This is a genomic window from Chamaesiphon sp. VAR_69_metabat_338 (assembly GCF_031423935.1).
Lineage (GTDB): Bacteria > Cyanobacteriota > Cyanobacteriia > Cyanobacteriales > Chamaesiphonaceae > Chamaesiphon.
This window is the reverse complement of sequence record NZ_JANPGM010000540.1, coordinates 1-3,708: the sequence shown is the minus strand read 5'-3', so window position 1 is coordinate 3,708 and position 3,708 is coordinate 1. Positions and strand designations below refer to the sequence as shown.

The window sequence follows — 3,708 nt, the reverse complement described above, 5'->3', positions numbered from 1 at the left end:
ACTTTCAAAATAATAATAAATCGTGGCCTTGGTGACACCAGTTTGGGCGGCGATCGTTTCCAGGCGGGCAGCAATTAAACCAGTGACAGCAAACTCTGCCTCGGCAGCATCTAGGAGCTTGGTCTTCGTTGCTTCAGAATTGCGGGTCAGTGTTGCTGTCTCGATCGTCTTTTGTTTATTAATTACGGGCATTATCTAGGAAGATGCAATAGATTATTTGACTAAATGGTCAGGATAAAGCATTATCTATAATCCTATTATGGCATAGGCTTTAGCGATTGTAACTTAATTGACATATATTTTATGTTTGGGTTAAACTAACTAACGAGTAAGTAAATTTCCAGCGGAAACAGACAAAGAGGCAACTCATCAGCTATGGGACAAGATAACTTTGTAGTCGATAAATTCAAGAGCATGAGTCCTGTGAGCCGCTGGATTGCGATCGGTGCCTCGGCCGTCGCGCTCTTGCTATTGCCTGCCGGACTGCATTATGCTGGCACGATCGCCCAAAAGCCGCTAGCCGCCACTCAAGCAGCTAAAACACCGGCTCCAAAACCAGCAGAAGCCACAGCCGTCACATCATTAGGGCGACTAGAACCATTGGGCGAAGTCATCAAAGTCTCCGCCCCCAGTGCGCAGACGGGACAGGGGATAATAACGCAATTATTAGTCAAAGAAGGCGATCGAGTCACCAAAGGACAAGTCATCGCCATCCTCAACAGTCGGCTCCGCCTCGAAGCCACCCTCTCCAAAACGCAAGAAGACGTCAATGTCTCCCAAAGCAACTTAGAAAAAGTCAAAGCTGGAGCCAAACAAGGCGAAATCGGTGCCCAAAAAGCCGAGATCGATCGACTCAAGAGTCAACTCCAAGGCTATCGAGACACTTATGTAGCGACCAGAGCACGCCTTGAAGCTCAACTCAAATGGGAACCCGCCGCCCAAGCTGGCAAAATTGCATCTCTCAACGCCCAGCTAGCTGGCGAAAAACCCACCCAAGCCGCCACGATCCGGCGACTGCAATCCCAGCTCAAAAATACTGAAGTAGACTACAAACGCTTTCAACAACTGTACGCCGAGCGAGCGATCGAAGCAACAAAACTCGATGCCAAGCGGCTCGAAGTCGATACGATCGGCCAACAAATCGCCGAAGCTCAGTCTAAATACAATCAGACTGTCGCCACCCTCAACCAACAGATTATTGAAAACAAAGCCACCCAAAATAGAATTACTAGTAACGCCCAACAACAACTCGCCGAAGCCAAAGCCAACTACGATACCAGTGTCGCCACCACCAACCAACAAATCGCCGCAGCCCAAGCCACCCTCGCCAAAATCGTTGAAGTCCGCCCCGTAGACGTTGCTGGTGCCCAAGCCGAACTCGCCCGCGCCCAAGCCACCGTCCGCCAAGCCCAAGGCGAACTCGCGGACGCATACATCCGCGCCCCCATCGCTGGCTCAATTCTCAAAGTTCACAGCCGCGCGGGTGAAGCTCCCAGCACCACCAATGGCATCGTCGAAATGGGACAAACCAGTCAAATGGTTGCCGTTGCCGAAGTCTACGAAAGCGATGTCCGCAAACTCCGCGTCGGCCAATCCGCCACCATCAAGAGTGAATCCGGCGCATTCTCTCAAAATCTCAAAGGCACAGTCAAATACATCGGATTGCAAATTGGCAAGCAAGATGTCCTCAATACCGATCCCGCTGCCGATTCCGACTCCCGCGTTGTCGAAGTCAAAATCGCGATCGATCCCAGTGACAGTAATACTGTTAAGGGTTTGACCAATTCTAAGGTGGCCGTCTCGATCGATACTCAGTAGGGGGTAGAGGGGATAGGGGATAGGGGATAGGGGTAGTTAGCAAGCGGAGATCTACCCACCCCGCCCTACGGGCACCCCTCCCAAGAGGGGATTTTCTAGCCTAGTTACTTATTTGTCAGAGAATATCCCTAGAAGTATATCCAGGCTAATTCCCGATCTAGCTACCTTCAACTAAAACATAAGTCCGCCGGGGGGTCTGGGGGTTCCCACCCCCAGATCTATCCATTGTGCGATTGCCATTATGACCCCCATCCCGCTTCACACAGAGTCTCCTAACGGAGAGGCTTCGCCAACGAACCTTACGCAGCGACTCGCGCACGCCTTTGTTCCCCGACGGTTTAGCGAGTCAAGACAGGGGAGTTTGAGGGGGCGGCGACCGAAATCACGCGGAGGTTCCCTCCGCGTGATTTGGGTCGCTCCTCAACGGGGGGTCTGGGGGTCGGAGCGATGCGCGCTCGTTGGGTTCCCCAACGGTTTAGCGCATCAAGACAACCCCCAGATCCGGGTTCCACCACACCAAAGATATTCGAGATCGAAAACCGTCAGGCACAAGACTCACTTTCCACCAGGGAACCCAAATAATGTTTAAAAAAATCCCCCTTGCCTGGTTGCAACTCAGCCACGAAAAAATCCGCCTCCTCGTTGCGATCGCCGGCATCAGCTTCGCCGACATCCTTATGTTCATGCAACTCGGATTTCGCGACGCCCTCTTCGATAGTGCCGTCAAATTCCATACCAACGTTTCCGGCGACGTCTTCCTTGTCAGCCCCCAATCCACGGCATTAATTGCCATGAAATCCTTCCCCAGACGCCGACTCTATCAATCCCTCGCCTTTAAAGAAGTCGAATCAGTCACACCCATCTATCTTGGCTTCGGCATCTGGAAAAACCCCGTTGAAAAAAACACCCGCCAAATCATGGTGATCGGTTTTAACCCTGCCGATAAACAACTCTTTCAACTCCCTGGCGTCAGCGAAAATATTGCCAAAATGCAATTGCCCGATACCTATCTCTTCGACGAAAAATCCCGCGAACAATTTGGCGATATCCCTAAAATATTTAACTCTGGCGAACGCGTCCAAACTGAAGTAGATGGCAGAAAAATCGACGTTGGTGGGTTATTTACCCTTGGCGCATCCTTTGGTGCCGATGGCAACCTGATGACTAGCGATACCAACTTCGCCCGCCTGTTCAAAAATCGCGATCGCGGATTGATTGACGTAGGCGTGATTAAACTCAAACCAGGTGCTGATGTTAAATCCACAGTTGCCGCGATCGATGCCTATCTGCCCAAAGATGTCAAAGTCATGTCCAAAGAGCAGTTTATCCAATTTGAGAAAAGCTACTGGGAAAGCGGTACCTCGATCGGGTTTATTTTCACTCTCGGTACGATTATGGGGTTCATCGTCGGGATCGTGATCGTTTATCAAATTCTCTATACCGATGTTGCCGATCACTTATCCGAATATGCCACCCTCAAAGCGATGGGTTATACCGATTTTTATCTGTTAACTGTCGTCTTTCAAGAAGCGATTATTTTATCGATCGTCGGCTTTTTCCCTGGCATGTTAGCTGCTGTCGGACTCTACACCCTGACCCGCAATGCTACTAGTTTGCCACTATTAATGACTGTCGCGCGGGCAACTACAGTCCTCGTACTCACTATGCTCATGTGTACGATTTCTGGTGCGATCGCCGTGCGCAAGTTGCGTGCAGCCGATCCTGCAGATATGTTTTAGATTTACCAGCCTTATGTGTAAACCCACACCAGCTTGCTATATCTCTTATCTACTAGTCACCAATAGCTTCAATGCTTTCAGGCTCGGTCACATCTAGGCACTTAAACTCTACATTCAGACTATGTTAATTCACTGCTACTTGTCCTCGATC

The 3,708-nt window shown here is 50.3% G+C and carries 3 protein-coding genes; 2 read left to right on the top strand and 1 reads right to left on the bottom strand.

Annotated features, from left to right (window positions below):
* A partial coding sequence (locus RMO84_RS14925; RefSeq protein WP_310489236.1) for a helix-turn-helix domain-containing protein occupies positions 1-192 on the bottom strand: 192 nt, incomplete at its 3' end.
* Between the two features lie 183 nt (positions 193-375).
* On the opposite strand from RMO84_RS14925, the gene RMO84_RS14920 reads away from it, so the two are divergent.
* Together RMO84_RS14920 and devC are read left to right on the top strand one after the other, a co-directional pair.
* Positions 376-1,818 carry an HlyD family efflux transporter periplasmic adaptor subunit gene (locus RMO84_RS14920; protein ID WP_310489235.1) on the top strand — a complete coding sequence of 481 codons (1,443 nt, stop codon included), beginning with the start codon at positions 376-378 and terminating at the stop codon, positions 1,816-1,818.
* A 581-nt stretch (positions 1,819-2,399) separates the two neighbouring features.
* The gene (devC, locus tag RMO84_RS14915) at positions 2,400-3,557 is read left to right on the top strand and encodes an ABC transporter permease DevC (RefSeq protein WP_310489234.1); all 1,158 of its coding nucleotides are present in this window, start codon (positions 2,400-2,402) and stop codon (positions 3,555-3,557) included.
* Positions 3,558-3,708: the final 151 nt, after the last annotated feature.

Bases quoted from the DNA above. Each gene is read 5' to 3' on its own strand.
- RMO84_RS14920 (WP_310489235.1), top strand. From the start codon at position 376: ATGGGACAAGATAACTTTGTAGTCGATAAATTCAAGAGCATGAGTCCT.
- devC (WP_310489234.1), top strand. From the start codon at position 2,400: ATGTTTAAAAAAATCCCCCTTGCCTGGTTGCAACTCAGCCACGAAAAA.